Annotated in this window: 12 protein-coding genes; 1 reads left to right on the forward strand and 11 read right to left on the reverse strand. The window is 62.4% G+C overall.

The window, feature by feature from the left end; translation table 11 throughout:
* Window positions 1-137 precede the first annotated feature (137 nt).
* The 3 genes from P3T24_RS16980 to hemE form a co-directional block, all read right to left on the reverse strand.
* Window positions 138-1,583 (reverse strand): YeiH family protein, encoded by a 1,446-nt coding sequence (locus tag P3T24_RS16980; protein ID WP_429436288.1) that lies wholly within the window; start codon window positions 1,581-1,583, stop codon window positions 138-140.
* A gap of 183 nt (window positions 1,584-1,766) precedes the next feature.
* Window positions 1,767-4,031, reverse strand: a complete 2,265-nt coding sequence (locus P3T24_RS16985; protein ID WP_429436290.1) for a primosomal protein N' — start codon at window positions 4,029-4,031, stop codon at window positions 1,767-1,769.
* 455 nt (window positions 4,032-4,486) lie between these two features.
* Window positions 4,487-5,599 carry a uroporphyrinogen decarboxylase gene (gene hemE, locus P3T24_RS16990; RefSeq protein ID WP_429287709.1) on the reverse strand — a complete coding sequence of 371 codons (1,113 nt, stop codon included), beginning with the start codon at window positions 5,597-5,599 and terminating at the stop codon, window positions 4,487-4,489.
* A 193-nt stretch (window positions 5,600-5,792) separates the two neighbouring features.
* Between hemE and P3T24_RS16995 the strand changes: the two genes are divergently transcribed.
* Window positions 5,793-6,614 carry a transporter substrate-binding domain-containing protein gene (locus tag P3T24_RS16995; protein ID WP_429436293.1) on the forward strand — a complete coding sequence of 274 codons (822 nt, stop codon included), beginning with the start codon at window positions 5,793-5,795 and terminating at the stop codon, window positions 6,612-6,614.
* An 800-nt stretch (window positions 6,615-7,414) separates the two neighbouring features.
* On the opposite strand, the gene P3T24_RS17000 is transcribed toward P3T24_RS16995, so the two are convergent.
* The 8 genes from P3T24_RS17000 to atpE form a co-directional block, all read right to left on the reverse strand.
* A complete protein-coding gene (locus P3T24_RS17000; RefSeq protein ID WP_429406590.1) occupies window positions 7,415-9,145 on the reverse strand; it encodes an AMP-binding protein in 1,731 nt (576 codons plus the stop codon).
* Window positions 9,146-9,441: 296 nt separating this feature from the next.
* Window positions 9,442-9,867: a F0F1 ATP synthase subunit epsilon gene (locus P3T24_RS17005; RefSeq protein ID WP_074262935.1), complete on the reverse strand. Its 426-nt coding sequence runs from the start codon at window positions 9,865-9,867 to the stop codon at window positions 9,442-9,444.
* Between the two features lie 200 nt (window positions 9,868-10,067).
* Window positions 10,068-11,462, reverse strand: coding sequence for a F0F1 ATP synthase subunit beta (gene atpD, locus P3T24_RS17010; protein WP_074262936.1), 1,395 nt, complete (start codon window positions 11,460-11,462; stop codon window positions 10,068-10,070).
* An 85-nt stretch (window positions 11,463-11,547) separates the two neighbouring features.
* Window positions 11,548-12,432, reverse strand: a complete 885-nt coding sequence (gene atpG, locus P3T24_RS17015) for a F0F1 ATP synthase subunit gamma (RefSeq protein WP_074262937.1) — start codon at window positions 12,430-12,432, stop codon at window positions 11,548-11,550.
* Window positions 12,433-12,619: 187 nt separating this feature from the next.
* Window positions 12,620-14,161, reverse strand: a complete 1,542-nt coding sequence (gene atpA / locus P3T24_RS17020) for a F0F1 ATP synthase subunit alpha (RefSeq protein ID WP_429406593.1) — start codon at window positions 14,159-14,161, stop codon at window positions 12,620-12,622.
* A gap of 58 nt (window positions 14,162-14,219) precedes the next feature.
* Window positions 14,220-14,759: a F0F1 ATP synthase subunit delta gene (locus P3T24_RS17025; protein WP_074262939.1), complete on the reverse strand. Its 540-nt coding sequence runs from the start codon at window positions 14,757-14,759 to the stop codon at window positions 14,220-14,222.
* A 2-nt stretch (window positions 14,760-14,761) separates the two neighbouring features.
* Window positions 14,762-15,232: a F0F1 ATP synthase subunit B gene (locus tag P3T24_RS17030; protein WP_074262940.1), complete on the reverse strand. Its 471-nt coding sequence runs from the start codon at window positions 15,230-15,232 to the stop codon at window positions 14,762-14,764.
* 137 nt (window positions 15,233-15,369) lie between these two features.
* The gene (atpE, locus tag P3T24_RS17035; protein ID WP_007180033.1) at window positions 15,370-15,639 is read right to left on the reverse strand and encodes a F0F1 ATP synthase subunit C; all 270 of its coding nucleotides are present in this window, start codon (window positions 15,637-15,639) and stop codon (window positions 15,370-15,372) included.
* Window positions 15,640-15,643 lie beyond the last annotated feature (4 nt).

A 15,643-nucleotide genomic window follows, 5' to 3' on the forward strand; every position in this document is an offset into this window, starting at 1 on the left:
ACTGAATACCACGAGGCCCGGGATGCTCTGCTCAAGCGTGTGTCGATCGTCGGCGCGGTACCGGCAACCAGCACAACTCGGCCGGCGCGCACGCAGTGCGCGCGCCGCAGTCTCGGTCCGCTTCTCCGCAGGACTCGTCACGAGCCCTGCCCCAAGCTATTCCAATACGATGCGAACACGTGCGCGGACAGCGCGTAGCCGATGGCGACATTGACGACGACGCCGGCCGTGAACGCGAGGAACGGCTTGATGCCGGTGGCGGTCAGCAGGCGCAACCGCGTGGTCAACCCGATGCTCAGGAAGCAGAAGATGAAGGCCCAGGTGCGCAGCGCGGTAATCGGCGCAACGAACTCCGGAGTCACCACCTTGCGGTAGTCCGCCAGCGAATAGTGGCTCGCGATCCACGTCACGAGCGCCGACGCAATCACAAAGCCAATCACGAATTTCGGAAAGCGCGCCCAGATCTCGCCCGGGTTTGCCTTCGACTTGACGCCACTTTCCTGGCTCTCCCAACGGGTCGAGGCGACGAACGCCAGCACGAACGCCCAGATGCCGATCCAGATGTCGCGCCCCACCACCTTCATCAGCGTGAACGCCTGCACGGATGCTTCGGGCGCGCCGGCGATAGCGCCGCCAGCTTGCCTGGCCAGGTCGCCATAAGCCTGGGCGGCGGCGATGCCGGCCGCGTCCGCGAATTCAGAGGTGCCGATCCACGCGCCGCCGACCGCCGTCGAAAGTCCAAGCGAGCGCGAGGCGAACGGCAACACGAAGATCATCACGATGGCCCACAGGATCACCAGCGTGATCGCCACCGAAGCCTGTTCGCGTTTGGCGCGCACGGCGCCCGCAATGGCGATGGCCGCCGAAACGCCGCAGACCGCGCCGCCCACGCCCAGCACCGCGGCAAAGCGGCGGTCGAGCCCGAAAGCCCTGGCGACGAAGAAGATCACGAAGAACGTCACCAGCGAAACGATGCTGGCCTGTCCGACCGCAACCGGACCGGCCCACACCAGCAACGTCAACGGCAGCGTCGCGCCGAGCAGCACGATACCCACCTTGATGTAAAACTCGACGCGCAACCCGGCCGAGAACCACTCGGGCAACCCGAACACATTCGAGACCACCAGACCGAGCACTAGCGCAACCAGCGGCGGTTCGAGGTTGTACCTGGAAGCGCTGGCCCATGCGCCAAGCGTGAAAATCAGTATCGAGGCGACGAACAGGACCAGGAACGACGGCAGAAAATACGCGAGCCGTTGCTTTAAAGCCGCAAGGCTGACGCCAAACAGCACCGCGAACACGACGAACAGCGCGGCATAGTTCGGCAGGTGTTTGAGCAGGTCTTGAGCCGCCAGGGCCGGATCCGTCCATTTGACCGGCGCAACCGCGAGCCACTTGATGCTGCTACCCGAGGCAAAGAACCCCCACGCGACGACGATCACCAGCAGGCCGATCCACACGGCCCACCAGTCTTCGGTCGCGAACAGGCCGCCGCCATGTTTGACGTCGTTGTCACGGTTGGAATCGGATCTGGCCGGTGCTGCTGCTGCGCCCGCCGGCAGGCTGTGATTGGTATCGCTCATCGCAAAGCCCCGAGAGTTGAGGTGCGTCGGCGCGGGAGAGGTTGGGATTGTTGTTAAAACTGCGCCGATTCTGGCGAAATATAGTTGAGCGGCTTTCGGAAATGAAACGACCTTTCGCTCTATGAATATGACTGAAAGGGATTTGCACGTCAGCCGGGTCCGGTAGGCCCGACGACGGCGGCCTCAGATATCGAGCGGGTCGACCTCGAGATTCCAGCGCAACACGCCCTTCAAGCTGCGCAAGACCGGCTGCCAGGCGCGCAGCGTGGCCTGTAGCGCGCCGCGCGAAGCGCTCTCGATCAGCAGTTGCGCGCGGTGCACGTGCATGACTTTGACGATGGTCAGCGGCACGGCGTCGTAGACCGTCACCCGTTCGGCGGAGGGCATTTCCGCCAGCGCCGCGGCGGCTTGCTGGAGGAATGCGAGCGCCGCTTCGAGCGTGCGGCCTTCGGCGCGCAACAGTGCCTGATAGACAAACGGCGGCAAATGGGCGTCGCGGCGTTCGGCCAGCGTCGAATTGGCGAAGCCGACGTAGTCGTGCCGCCCCAGCGCGTGATACAGCGCGTGCCGCGGATAGCGCGTCTGCACCAGCACCTCGCCGGGTAGTCCTGCACGGCCGGCGCGGCCGCTCACCTGCATCAGCTGGGCGAACAGGCGCTCGCCGGCGCGGAAGTCGTGCGAGAACAGCGCCGTATCGGCGTTAAGCACGCCCACCAGCGAAACGCGTTGAAAGTCGTGCCCCTTGGCGATCATCTGCGTGCCCACCAGGATGTCGACCTCGCCCGCGTGCACGTCGGAGAACAGCGCCTGCGCGCTGCCTTTGCGGCGCGTGCTGTCGGCGTCGATGCGCAGCACGCGCGCCCCGGGCACGGCGCTCGCCAGGGTCTCTTCGACGCGCTGCGTGCCACGTCCGAGCGGCGCAATGTCCACGTTGCCGCAGTCAGGGCACGAACGTGGAATGCGTGCTTCCCAGCCGCAGTGGTGGCAACGCAGCGCACGCTCCGGCTTGTGCAACACGACGTAGGCGCTACAGCGTGGACAACCCGCCACCCAGCCGCAGGCGTCGCAGGCCAGTTGTGGCGCGTAGCCGCGGCGGTTGAGAAATACGAGGCTCTGTTCGCCGCGTTCGAGGCGGGTCTTCAGCGCCGCGACCAGCGGCCCGGACAGGCCTTCCACTGACGCCCGGCCACGTCGCCGTTCTTCTTCGAGATCGATCAGCTTGACCGTGGGCAACACCGCCTCGGCGACCGCCCGCCGCGACAGCGTGAGTCGCGTGTAGCGTCCCTGGTCGGCCTGCCACCAGCTTTCCAGCGAGGGCGTCGCGGAGCCGAGTACCACCGGCAAATCCAGCTGCTTGGCACGCCAGATGGCCAGATCGCGCGCCGAGTAACGCAAGCCTTCCTGCTGCTTGTAGGCGGGGTCATGCTCTTCGTCGACGACGATGATCGCCAGCTTCGGCAGCGAGGCGAGTACGGCGAGCCGCGTACCGAGCACGATCCGGGCACGGCCGCTATGTGCCGCGAACCAGTTGCGCGCCCGTTCGCCCTCGGCGAGGCCGCTGTGCAACGTGACGATCGAGGTGCCTTCGAGCGCCGCAAAGCGGGCGCGGAACGCGGCTTCGAATTGCGGCGTGAGATTGATTTCGGGCACGAGAACGAGCGCCTGGGCGTCGGGCCGCGCCGCCAGAATCGCGGCAAGCGCGCGCAGATACACCTCAGTCTTGCCGCTGCCGGTCACGCCGTGCAACAGGAACGGTGCGAAGCCGTTGGCGTCGCGAACTGCTTCGACGGCTGCGGCTTGCTCATCGGTCAGGGTGGGCAGCGGCGGTGCGGCCCGCTGCGCCGCGCTGCCCGGCGACGGCGCGAGCAAAGCCAGTGCCGCCGCTTCGGTCACCTCCCGTTCTAGCCAGCCTTCGGCTCGCCACGCCTCGAGGGTCGCTACGGCTTTTGGATGGACGGCGCGGGCGTCGGCGACAAGTAGCGCACCGGCCTCGGCGTCGATGAGCGCCTGCGCCAGTTTTCGTAATGCAGTCGCCCGCGCGGGTAACGCGTCGGGCAGCGCTGCCCGGCCGGCCGGCAACAAACGGTACAGCTCCTGGGGCGCGAGCAGGCGCGCCCAGCGCGACGGATCGCGCAACGCCTGCGGCAAAGCCGGCAATGCGACTTCGCCAAGGCCCCGCTGGTAGTAGTCCGCGGCAAAGGCGGCAAGCGCCAGCCATTCGGCGGACAAGGGCGGACAGGCATCGCATAAGCTGTCCACGGCGCGCAGTTTGTCGGCCGGCACATCACTGTGAGTGGTCACTTCACAGACTAGCCCGACCACCTGGCGCCTGCCGAACGGCACGCTGACGAGCGTGCCCGGCAGCGGCGGCTCGGCGGCGTCGCAGCGATAGTCGAACAAGGTCGGCAACGGATGATCGAGCGCGACGCGGACAAAAACGGGGCTCACGTAGGATTCAGGATCGCAATTGGGTCGGCGCAGGCACTTCGGTCAACGGACCGATGCCCGACGACGAGTCAGTGAACCGGGAGAAGTTAAAGTAAAACATCACTTCCGGCGCTAAGTTTTGGAATCTACTGAACAATTGGTGTTGGCCCGGATGTCCTGTGGATAACTTTGTTGAGAACTCGCTCTGGAAGGCCCGAAAACCGCGCCGTTGCTACGTTGTGTGGGGTACCGCACACTTCTCCCTGATCCGACGAAACCCTTGCCAGTCAAGGCCCTGATCGGATGCGCACGCAACTTGCAAGCAGATTGCCGCGACTAAACCCTCTACCGCGCCGCAGCGTGATGAATGTGTATAAGTCAAGTCTTGACAACTGCGGAAGCGCCGCCTGACGGCCCAGTTGACACTATTTTTCCCTTAGTCCGAGAGCCCACGTCGCCGCACCGCAACAAATCTGTCACGTGTTTGGCGCGGCTCCCGCTGCTCCGGCAGCGCGAATCGCGCGGCTGTGGCGATGGACTTCATCGACCAGTTCGGCGACGTTTTCCGGCGGCGTGAACTGCGAAATGCCATGACCAAGGTTGAAGACGTGGCCGGGATGATTGCCGAAGCTGTCGAGTACCGCGCGCGCTTCGATACGAATCGCCGAGGGCGGCGCGAACAGCACCGACGGATCGATATTGCCTTGCAGGGCCACCCTACCGCCGACCCGCTCGCGGGCGCGGGCGAGATTCACCGTCCAGTCGAGGCCAACCGCGTCGACGCCGGTGGCCGCAATCTCGTCGAGCCACAAGCCGCCGCCCTTCGTGAAGGTGATGACCGGGACTTTCTCGCCGTCGTGATCGCGTTTGAGCTGGCTCACGACCTGCGCGATGTAGTGCAGTGAGAAACGTTGGTAGATGCCGTCGGCCAATGCTCCGCCCCAGGTGTCGAAAATCATCACCGCTTGCGCGCCGGCTTCGATCTGCGCGTTCAGGTAAGCGGCCACGGACCTGGCGTTCACCTCCAGAATCCGGTGCATCAGATCTGGACGGGCGTACAGCATGGATTTCACTGTGCGAAAGTCGGCCGAGCCGCTGCCTTCCACCATGTAGCAGGCGAGCGTCCACGGGCTGCCGGAAAAGCCGATCAGCGGCACGCGCTGACGGCCTTGCGCATCCGTCAGCGCCTTGCGGATTTCGCTCACCGCGTCGGTCACGTAGCGCAGCGTGGCGCCGATATCCGGCACGGCGAGGCGCGCGACGTCGGCCTCAGTGCGCACAGGATGCGCAAAGCTGGGACCTTCGCCGGCCACGAACTCCAGCCCCAGGCCCATGGCGTCAGGCACCGTGAGAATGTCGGAGAACAGGATGGCCGCGTCGAGCGGATAGCGCTCGAGTGGCTGCAGCGTCACCTCAGTCGCGTACGCCGGGCTCTTCGCGAGGCCAAGAAAACTACCTGCACGAGCGCGCGTCGCGTTGTATTCCGGCAGGTACCGGCCGGCCTGACGCATCAGCCAGATCGGCGTGTAGTCGGTCGGCTGACGCAGCAGCGCGCGCAGGAAGGTGTCGTTGAGAAGGTTATGGGCCACGTTGCGTACGACTGAAGGCAAAGGGGCATTTTACCGGACGCAGCGGGACCGATCCCGCATCTTCGTTGATCGGGGCAATAACGGTCCGCTATGGCGTTGTCCCGCGGCCGGCCGTCCGGCTAATGTTCAAGGGCGGACTGGCGGGCTATGATCAGCGGCCTTATGTGGCAATGACGGGATTCGAGGAGATCCGATGAGAAAGGCAGCATGGATTCTGGCTTTGGCGTTGCTCGCTGGTGCGGCCGGGACGGCGAACGCGCAGAGCGCGGCGGGCTCGGCCGCGACGGCTGGCGGCAACGGTGCGTCCACAGCACCCTCGCGCCTCGACGAGATTCTCGCGCGCGGTACGCTGCGCGCCTGCACGACCGGCGACTACCGGCCGTACTCCTTCTACAAGGGCGACGGGCAGTTCGAAGGAATCGACATCGACATGACCGAATCGCTCGCGAAATCGCTGGGTGTGAAGGCTGAGTACATCAAAACGTCGTGGTCCAACCTGATGAACGACTTTGTGGCGAAGTGCGATATCGCTGTCGGTGGCGTCTCGCCATCGCTCGAACGGCAAAAGCGCGCGTTTTTCACCCGGCCGTATATGGTCGACGGCAAGACGCCGATCGTGCGCTGCGATGACGTGAACAAATATCAGACCGTCGCCGAGATCGATCAACCCACGACCCGCGTCATCGTCAACCCCGGTGGTACAAACGAGCGCTTCGCGAGGCAGTTTTTCCCGCACGCGAACCTTACCGTGTATCCAGACAACGTGACGATCTTCAAACAGATCCTCGCCGGCAAGGCGGATGTGATGGTGACTGACGCGTCGGAAACGTTGCTGCAACAGAAACTCAACCCTGGCCTGTGCTCTGTTCACCCTGACAAGCCGTTCCAGTACGGAGAAAAGGCTTGGTTGCTGCCGCGCGGCGACGTGGTGTTCCAGCAATATGTCGACCAATGGTTGCATCTGGCGCAAGCTAGCGGCGAATACCAGGCAATCTCCGATAAGTGGTTGAAGTAGCGCGGTCCAATAAGCGGCGCGCATCGACACAATCCTGTAACCGCGTATCTGCACGTAAGTCGATAGGGAATTGCGCGATTGACACCCTCGGCTGCGCGGTCCGACCCGCGCAACGAGCCGGCCGGATTTGAGCGTGCGCCGCAGCGTTACAGGTGCTTTCATCACGCGGGCGCCAAGGTTAATGGCGCCGAATCGGCCATCTGGCCGCTATCCGGCGGGCGTGGCGCGACCCCGGCGGTGGTTTCATGCGGTGAAGTCTGAATCAGTTGCGCTGCACGGAGCGCCGCGGAAGCATCAATTGAACCCGAGTAATGATGGTCAAAGGCATCGGTAGAAATTACGTTTTAAACAGCTTTCAATGGCAATAAGACCCGCGAAGCCTTATCTGGCGGGCGTTACAACCTGAAACACTTTGTTACCGTCATACCGGACTTATTCGCCCACAATGCTTTTCAACGGTTTCAACACGGATGTGGCTGGGTGCGTGGTGTGAGCGGATACGATGCACTTGCCGGTCGGCGTCACGCCGAAGCCCTGGAAAGGGGCATCCCTGCTGGGGCCGTGGTCGATGCGTAGAGCGTCCACCCAGTCGGTTCCTCCAATGGTCTCCTCGCGCTAACCCCGTAGCGTGTGGTTTTTAGCGGGCTCCAGGCCCGCTTTTTTTTTGTTTAGCCAAACGTTTGCGCGCTGCTCTGGTGAGCTCTGCCCGGGCTGCTGCTAGTCAGGTTTCGCGAACGGTTGCGCCTCCCCCCCTCAAACACGGCGGCCCCACGACAACGCGTGGCGCCGCCGTTGTCGTTTCAGGCGGTCTTGTCTTCCCGGATCTTCAACTCCTCGATCATCCGTTCGCGCATCACGAATTTCTGTATCTTGCCGGTGACCGTCATCGGCAGCTCATCGACGAAGCGGATGTATTTCGGCACCTTGTAGTGGGCTATCTGGCCACGGCAAAACTCCTGCACTTCCTCGGCGCTCGCCTGTTCTCCGGCGCGCAGCACGATCCACGCGCACACTTCTTCCCCGTACTTCGCGTCCGGGACGCCAAACACCTGAACGCTCTGGATCTTCGGATGGCGGAACAGAAACTCTTCGATCTCGCGTGGGTAGATGTTCTCGCCGCCGCGAATCAGCATGTCCTTGAGGCGGCCGACGATATTGCAGTAACCGTCGGCGTCGAGCGTCGCCAGATCGCCGGTGTGCATCCAGCCGTCGACGATGCTTTCGTGCGTCTTCGCCTCCTCGCCCCAGTAGCCCTGCATCACCGAGTAGCCCTTTGTACATAGCTCGCCGGTTTCGCCGACCGGAACGACGTTACCCAGCGCGTCGATGATCTTGACTTCGAGATGCGGCTGGATACGCCCCACCGTCGAGGTCCGCTTGTCCAGCGGATCAATCGTCGAACTCTGGAAAGAAACCGGGCTGGTTTCCGTCATGCCGTAGGCGATCGTGATTTCGGCCAGATGCATCTTCGACACGACCTTCTTCATGGTCTCGATCGGGCATGGCGAGCCGGCCATGATGCCGGTACGCAAACGCGTAAGATCAAAACGCGCGAACTCTGGATGATCCAGTTCTGCGATGAACATGGTGGGAACGCCATGCAACGCCGTGCATCTTTCTTCGGCGACGGCTGCGAGTGTCGCAGCCGGATCGAAGGCTTCGCCGGGAAAGACCATGTTCGCGCCGACCGACACGCAGGCCAGCACCGCCAGCACCATGCCGAAGCAGTGATAGAGCGGCACGGGAATGCAAAGGCCGTCCTCTTCCGAGAGCTCCATCGCCATTGCAATATAGCGTGCGTTGTTGACGACGTTGCGGTGCGTGAGCGTAGCGCCCTTCGGGTTGCCGGTCGTGCCGCTGGTGAACTGGATGTTGATTGGATCGTCCGCGGACAACGTGGCATCGATCGCATCCAGTTTTACGGAGTCGAGCGTGGCGCGGCCCTGCTCGATCACGTCGGAGAAACTCAGCATGCCCGGCGTCCCCTGGTCGCACATGCGGATCACGACACGCAACTCCGGCAAACGCACCGCACGCAGATTGCCGGGAGCGTGCGTGGCAAGTTCGGGCGCCAGTTCCTGCAGCATCTGCAGATACATCGACGACTTGAAACGTTCTGCGGCGATGATGGCCTTGCATCCGACCTTGTTTAGCGCGTACTCGAGTTCGGCCAGCCGGTATGCGGGATTGATATTGACCAGTACGGCCCCGATGCGCGCCGTCGCGAATTGCGTGAGTAACCACTCGACCCGGTTCGGCGACCAGATGCCGACACGGTCGCCTTTGCCGATGCCCAATGCGAGCAAACCGGCCGCGAGCACGTCGACCTCTTGCGCGAAAACCGCCCACGTCCAGCGGATGCCCTGCTCGCGGAACACCACGGCAGGTCGGCCGCCGAAGCGGCGCGCCGTGTCGCGCAGGAATCGTCCGACCGTCGCGTCGCTCAGCGGGATATCGGTCGAACCACGGACGTAGGAGAGCCCGTTCATTGGCTTGATGAGTGCGGCTCGACCTGACGCTTGCGTTGCCATGGCGTTGTCTCCGTGAACGGATGCTCGCTCTGTTATGCACCCCCATCAGGATTGCCGCTGCACGCGGGCCCGAGAGGGTCGGGAAATCTTCCGACGGCCTGGCGGTGTTTCTGCGATTTCTGCGAATTGTTGCTGCCGATTGTGCCACCGGGGTATGTCCGCGCGGCATCAAGTGTTACCCGCAGGCAAGCTCGTCGAGTCACGAGCCTGAGCTCGCTTCCCTTGCCGTAAACGTCAATCGCAGTCGAAAAAAAAGCAGCCTCTCGGCTGCTTTCCTTAATGCGCTTGCGACTCGCTTAATTCTGACCGCGCAACTTGCGCAGACGCTGGATCGCAGCGAGCTGCGCCGTCGCATACGCGAGCTCCGCCTGAGCGGTCGCGTATTCGAGGTTCGAGCCCGTGTTTTGCAGCGCTTCTTCTGCACGCTTGCGCGCGTCTTCGGCCTTGGCTTCGTCAAGATCCTTGCCGCGGATAGCGGTGTCGGCCAGAACCGTCACAGCACCCGGTTGAATCTCAAGAATGCCGCCGGCGACGAACACAAACTCTTCTTCGCCGTTTTCAGCTTCGATGCGCACCGCACCCGGACGAATCCGCGTGATAAGCGGCGTGTGGCCCGGCAGAATGCCGAGTTCGCCCGCTTCGCCAGGCAGCGCCACGAATTTCGCCTGGCCCGAGAAGATTTCCTCTTCCGCGCTGACGACGTCTACTTTAATGGTTGCCATATCGACTCCTGTGCCGACCAAAGTTAGCGCCTTAGCGCTTACTTCGGTCCCATGCAAAGCTCGACGAGGGTAGCGCCTTGGCGCTCGCTCTCGTCCCATGCAAGGCGGGTTGAGCGTATTACGAGGCGCCGGTTTCGCAAAAGCTACCCTGAAGGTAGTGCTTGCGGGCAAACCGGCGCCCGCTTCGTTACACCCGACCGTTACTGGATCTTCTTGGCCTTTTCGAAGGCTTCGTCGATCGTGCCGACCATGTAGAACGCCTGCTCCGGCAGATGATCGCACTCACCGCCCACGATCATCTTGAAGCCGCGGATCGTTTCCTTCAGCGGCACGTACTTGCCCGGCGAGCCCGTGAACACTTCAGCGACGTGGAACGGCTGCGACAGGAAACGCTGGATCTTACGAGCGCGCGCCACGGCGAGCTTGTCTTCCGGCGCCAGTTCGTCCATGCCCAGAATCGCGATAATGTCGCGCAGTTCCTTGTAGCGCTGCAGCGTTTGCTGCACGCCGCGCGTGATCGAGTAGTGCTCTTCGCCGATCACGTTCGGGTCGATCTGACGCGAGGTCGAATCGAGCGGGTCGACTGCCGGGTAGATACCCAGCGAAGCGATGTCACGCGACAACACGACGGTTGCGTCAAGGTGGCCGAAGGTCGTAGCCGGCGACGGGTCGGTCAAGTCATCCGCAGGGACGTACACGGCCTGCACCGACGTGATCGAGCCAGTCTTGGTCGACGTAATACGTTCTTGCAGCTTGCCCATTTCTTCAGCCAGCGTCGGCTGATAGCCCACTGCCGACGGCATACGGCCGAGCAGTGCCGACACTTCGGTACCGGCCAGCGTGAAACGGTAGATGTTGTCGACGAAGAACAGCACGTCCAGACCTTCGTCACGGAAATGCTCAGCCATCGTCAGACCCGTCAGCGCGACGCGCAGACGGTTGCCCGGCGGCTCGTTCATCTGGCCGTACACCAGCGCGACCTTGTCGAGAACGTTCGAGTCCTTCATTTCATGATAGAAGTCGTTCCCTTCGCGGGTACGCTCGCCAACACCGGCGAACACGGAGTAACCACCGTGTTCCTTGGCGATGTTGTTGATCAGTTCCATCATGTTCACGGTCTTGCCCACACCGGCGCCACCGAACAGACCCACCTTACCGCCCTTGGCGAACGGGCAGATCAGGTCGATAACCTTGATGCCTGTTTCGAGCAGTTCCGTGGACGGCGACAGTTCTTCGAACGCCGGAGCCTTCTGGTGAATACCGCGCGTCACGTCCGAGTTGATCGGACCGGCTTCGTCGATCGGACGGCCCAGCACGTCCATGATCCGGCCGAGGGTCGGCTTGCCGACCGGCACGCTGATCGGCTTGCCCGTGTTCTTCACCGTCGTACCGCGGCGCAGGCCGTCGGATGCACCCAGACAGATGGTACGAACGACGCCGTCACCCAGCTGCTGCTGGACTTCGAGAGTCAGTTCCGAACCGTCGAGAATGAGCGCGTCGTAAATCTTCGGCATGTGGTCACGCGGGAATTCCACGTCGATCACCGCGCCGATGCACTGTACGATCTTGCCTTCTACCAAAGCAGTAGTACTCATCGCTTTTCCTTTAGATACTCAATTCTTCACTCGCGCAAAGGCGCAGTTTGTAGCGCTCGCCCTGAGGCGCGCCTGACCGTGATGGTCAGACCGCCGCAGCGCCGCCGACGATTTCCGACAGTTCTTTCGTGATCGCTGCCTGACGGCTCTTGTTGTACACGAGCTGCAGTTCGTTGATGACCGTCTTCGCGTTGTCCGAAGCGGCCTTCATTGCGACCATCCGTGCCGACTGCTCCGACGCCATGTTTTCCGCGACGGCCTGATAGACCAGCGCTTCCACATAACGCACGAGCAACTCGTCCACCACCGCCTGTGCGTCCGGCTCGTAGATGTAGTCCCACGACGTGTTCGGCGTCGTGCCCTCGTCTTCCTTGCGCTCGAACTGGTCTGCCGACAGCGGCAGCAGTTGCTCGATCACGGCTTCCTGCTTCATCGTATTGACGAAGCGCGTGTACGCCAGGTACACCGCCGAGATCTTGCCTTCCGAGTACATGTCGAGCTGCACCTTCACCGCGCCGATCAGCTTCTCGAGGTGCGGCGTGTCGCCCAGCGCCACCACGTTCGACGCGACCTTCGCACGCAGGCGGTTCAGAAAACCGAGGCCCTTGCCGCCGATCGCCGTTGCTTCGATCGTCTTGCCCTGGCCTTCCAGTTCCTTGAACTTCTGCAGTGCGGCGCGCAGCACGTTCGTGTTCATACCGCCACACAAACCCTTGTCGGTCGTGACGAGGATCATGCCGGCCGTCTTCGCGCCGTCGTTCGACACCATGAACGGGTGACGATACTCGGGGTTCGAACGGCTCATGTGCGCAGCGATGTCGCGGACCTTGTCGGCGTACGGGCGAGCAGCGCGCATGCGCTCCTGAGCGCGGCGCATCTTCGATGCGGCCACCATCTCCATCGCTTTCGTGATCTTGCGCGTGTTTTGCACGCTCTTGATCTTGCCGCGAATTTCCTTCATTCCAGCCATTGCTTGCTCCTTTGTCGGCCCGAGTTACCGCTTTAGCGGTTACTCGGGTCCCATGCAAAGCTTCGGCCCGAGTCAGCGCTTTAGCGTTACCCGGGTCCCATGCAAAGCGATCGAAGCAGCGCGGGGGCATTCACATGCGGCCCGCGCCGCTTCAAGGTCCGTTTATGCCTTGCGGGTCACTCGCGGATCAATAAGCGCCGGACTTCTTGAAGTCTTTGACGGCCGTATGCAGCAGGCCTTCGTCGTCCTTCGAGAGTTCCTTGGTGTCTTCGATGCGCTTGATCAGGTCAGCGTGCTTCGACTTCAGGTAATCACGCAGGCCCTTTTCGAACGGCAGCACTTGCGCGACTTCCAGATCGTCGAGGTAACCGTTGTTAGCAGCGAACAGCGCGATTGCCAGTTCCCACACCTGCAGCGGCTGATACTGCGGCTGCTTGAGCAGTTCCGTCACGCGGCGGCCGCGTTCCAGCTGCTTGCGGGTGGCTTCGTCGAGGTCCGACGCGAACTGCGCGAACGCAGCCAGCTCACGATACTGCGCCAGGTCGGTACGGATACCGCCCGACAGCTTCTTCACGACCTTCGTCTGAGCCGCACCGCCCACACGCGACACCGACACGCCGGCGTTAATTGCCGGGCGGATACCTGCGTTGAAGAGGTCGGTTTCCAGGAAGATCTGGCCGTCGGTAATCGAGATCACGTTCGTCGGAACGAAGGCGGTAACGTCGCCTGCCTGCGTTTCAATGACCGGCAGTGCTGTCAGCGAACCGCTCTTGCCCTTCACTTCACCGTTCGTGAACTTCTCGACGTACTCTTCCGAGACGCGAGCCGCACGTTCGAGCAGACGCGAGTGCAGATAGAACACGTCACCCGGGTAAGCTTCGCGGCCCGGCGGACGGCGCAGCAGCAGCGAGATCTGACGGTATGCCCAGGCTTGCTTGGTCAAGTCGTCATAAACGATCAGCGCGTCCTGACCGCGGTCGCGGAAGTATTCGCCCATCGAGCAGCCGGCGTACGGTGCGAGGTATTGCATCGCAGCCGATTCCGAAGCCGAAGCAGCGACCACGATGGTGTATTCCAGCGCGCCGGTTTCTTCGAGCTTGCGGACCACGTTCATGATCGACGAAGCCTTCTGGCCGATCGCGACGTAGATACAGAAGAGGTTCTTGCCCTTCTGGTTGATGATCGCGTCGACTGCCACAGCCGTCTTGCCGCACTGGCGGTCGCCAATGATCAGCTCGCGCTGGCCACGGCCAACCGGCACCATGGCGTCGATCGACTTCAGGCCGGTCTGGACCGGCTCCGACACCGACTTACGCCAGATCACGCCTGGGGCAATCTTTTCGATTGCGTCGGTCTTCTTCGCGTTGATCGGGCCTTTGCCGTCGATCGGGTTGCCGAGTGCATCGACCACGCGGCCGAGCAGTTCCGGACCCACCGGCACTTCGAGAATGCGGCCCGTCGTCTTGACGATGTCGCCTTCCGAAATGTGTTCGTATTCACCCAGAATCACGGCGCCGACCGAGTCGCGCTCGAGGTTCAGCGCGAGACCGTAGGTGTTGCCCGGGAATTCGAGCATTTCGCCCTGCATCACTTCCGACAGGCCGTGAATACGCACGATACCGTCGGTCACGGAGATCACGGTGCCCTGGTTGCGAACGTCTGCGCTCGCATCAAGGCCCTGGATCCGGCTCTTGATCAGCTCGCTGATCTCAGAGGGATTGAGTTGCATTATTCGCTCCTGATAGTCAATTCTGTTGCGTGCCAGCCGCTTCAGCGCCTTAGGCGCTTCAGGCCGTCAGAGCCGTTTGCATGCTGGCAAGCCGCGCGCGGACCGAGGTATCGAGCACTTCATCGCCGACTGTCACGCGCACACCGCCGATCAGCGACGAGTCGACCTCGACCACCGGCTTCAGCTTGCGCTTGAACTTGCGTTCGAGACTGGCGACGAGTTCATCCAGCTGCGCGCCTTCGAGCGGGAATGCGCTGACGATCAACGCATCAGCCGCTCCTTCGCGCGCGTTCTTCAACTCTTCGAACTGCGTGGCGATTTCCGGCAGCAACGGCAGACGGTGGTTGTCCACCAGCATTTGCACCAGATTCTTCGCTTGCGCGTTGTCCTTGAGCGGCGACTTGACCGCGGCCAGCAGCAGATCGCTGACCTGGGCGCGGCTTACTTTCGGGCTCGTGGCGATCGACAGCACTTCGGGCAGATGCGCAACCTGTGCCAGCTCCTGCACGAACGTGGACCAGGCGGCGACGTCACCAGCTTCGGCCACGCCAAACAACGCTTCTGCGTACGGACGGGCGATGGTTGCAAGTTCGGCCATGATCAGAGCTCGGCTTTCAGTTGATTCAGCAGGTCAGCATGCGCTGCCTGGTCGACTTCGCGCTTCAGGATCTGTTCAGCGCCCTTGACCGCGAGAGCAGCGACTTCGCCGCGCAGCGCTTCGCGCGCCTTGACGACCTGTTGCTCCGCGTCCGCCTTCGCTTGCGCGAGGATACGAGCGGCTTCAGCTTGTGCCTGGGCCTTGATTTCGTCAGCCAGCGTCACTGCGCGCTTTTCGGCGTCAGCAATACGTTGCTGGCCGTCGTTGCGTGCCTGCGCCAGTTCCTGGTCGACGCGCTTGTGCGCGGCTTCCAGTTCTGCCTTGCCCTTCTCAGCAGCAGACAGACCTTCGGCGATCTTCTTCGCGCGCTCGTCGAGGGCGTTGATCAACGGCGGCCACACGAACTTCATCGTGAACCACGCGAGGATCAGGAACACGACCATTTGCGCAAACAGGGTTGCGTTGAGATTCACGGTGTTTCCTTAAACGTTGCTAGTTCGGAAAGTGAAACGGCAAGGCGCTCATCGATTCTGTATTCGATCAGCGCCAAGTGCCCGTTCCGCCCTGCGCCTTCACCAGTTATAGCTCAGGCGCAAACTTCCGAGGAACCTCAGCCTGCCAGCTTCGACAGCAGCGGGTTCGCGAACGCAAACAGCATTGCCACACCAACGCCAATCAGGAACGCCGCGTCGATCAGACCAGCCAGCAGGAACATCTTGGTTTGCAGCGGGTTCATCAGTTCCGGCTGACGAGCGCATGCCTCAATGTACTTGCCGCCCATCAGGCCGATACCGATACAGGCGCCGATTGCACCCAGGCCGATGATGATGCCGATACCGATGGCGGTCAGACCCTGGATGTTGGCGATGAAAGCTTGCATGATC

It is taken from the genome of Paraburkholderia sp. GAS33 (genome assembly GCF_050436645.1).
In the GTDB taxonomy this organism is placed as follows: Bacteria; Pseudomonadota; Gammaproteobacteria; order Burkholderiales; family Burkholderiaceae; genus Paraburkholderia; species Paraburkholderia phenazinium_B.

Excerpts from the sequence above, each read along its gene's own strand:
- atpA (WP_429406593.1), bottom strand. The coding sequence starts at position 14,161 with ATGCAACTCAATCCCTCTGAGATCAGCGAGCTGATCAAGAGCCGGATC.
- atpE (WP_007180033.1), bottom strand. The coding sequence starts at position 15,639 with ATGCAAGCTTTCATCGCCAACATCCAGGGTCTGACCGCCATCGGTATC.
- atpG (WP_074262937.1), bottom strand. The coding sequence starts at position 12,432 with ATGGCTGGAATGAAGGAAATTCGCGGCAAGATCAAGAGCGTGCAAAAC.
- P3T24_RS17005 (WP_074262935.1), bottom strand. The coding sequence starts at position 9,867 with ATGGCAACCATTAAAGTAGACGTCGTCAGCGCGGAAGAGGAAATCTTC.
- P3T24_RS17000 (WP_429406590.1), bottom strand. The coding sequence starts at position 9,145 with ATGGCAACGCAAGCGTCAGGTCGAGCCGCACTCATCAAGCCAATGAAC.
- P3T24_RS16995 (WP_429436293.1), top strand. The coding sequence starts at position 5,793 with ATGAGAAAGGCAGCATGGATTCTGGCTTTGGCGTTGCTCGCTGGTGCG.
- P3T24_RS17025 (WP_074262939.1), bottom strand. The coding sequence starts at position 14,759 with ATGGCCGAACTTGCAACCATCGCCCGTCCGTACGCAGAAGCGTTGTTT.
- atpD (WP_074262936.1), bottom strand. The coding sequence starts at position 11,462 with ATGAGTACTACTGCTTTGGTAGAAGGCAAGATCGTACAGTGCATCGGC.
- P3T24_RS16980 (WP_429436288.1), bottom strand. The coding sequence starts at position 1,583 with ATGAGCGATACCAATCACAGCCTGCCGGCGGGCGCAGCAGCAGCACCG.